The organism is Corallococcus sp. AB049A (assembly GCF_003668885.1).
GTDB lineage: Bacteria > Myxococcota > Myxococcia > Myxococcales > Myxococcaceae > Corallococcus > Corallococcus interemptor.
This window is the reverse complement of the sequence record NZ_RAWL01001255.1, coordinates 1-419: the sequence shown is the minus strand read 5'-3', so window position 1 is coordinate 419 and position 419 is coordinate 1. Positions and strand designations below refer to the sequence as shown.

1 protein-coding gene is annotated in these 419 nt (G+C 70.9%); it reads left to right on the top strand.

All coding sequences use genetic code 11. The annotated features are described in order from the left end of the window. The coding region (locus D7X55_RS46910; RefSeq protein WP_199747451.1) for an asparagine synthase-related protein at positions 1-419 on the top strand (419 nt) is incomplete at both ends.

Here is a 419-nt window from a genome sequence, read left to right as displayed (position 1 = left end):
TCGCCGACGCCTCGCAGCTGCCGACGCTGCTGGCCAGTGAACTGCTGGGGGCGCGCAAGCCGGTGGCACTGACCGGTGACGGTGGCGATGAACTGTTCTTCGGGCATCCCAGCTATGGCCGCGCGCTGCGCAATGCGCGCCTGTGTGGTGGCCTGCCGGACTGGGTACGCGACCTGGCGCGGCGCAGCGGCAACCGCATGAACGTCGAGCGCGGCCGCCTCGGTGGTTGGCGCGCCCTGGTGGCCGAGGTGGCTGCCAATGATGTGGAAGGTCACTACCTGCAGCGCGTGACCCGCTGGCGGCAGCCGGCGCAGGTGGTGCTGGGTGCGCGTGAGCCGGTGACGATCTTCCAGCAGCAGGACACGGCGCTGCCGGCCGAGGCGCGCATCCAGCTGCTGGATTTCCGCATGGACCTGGCC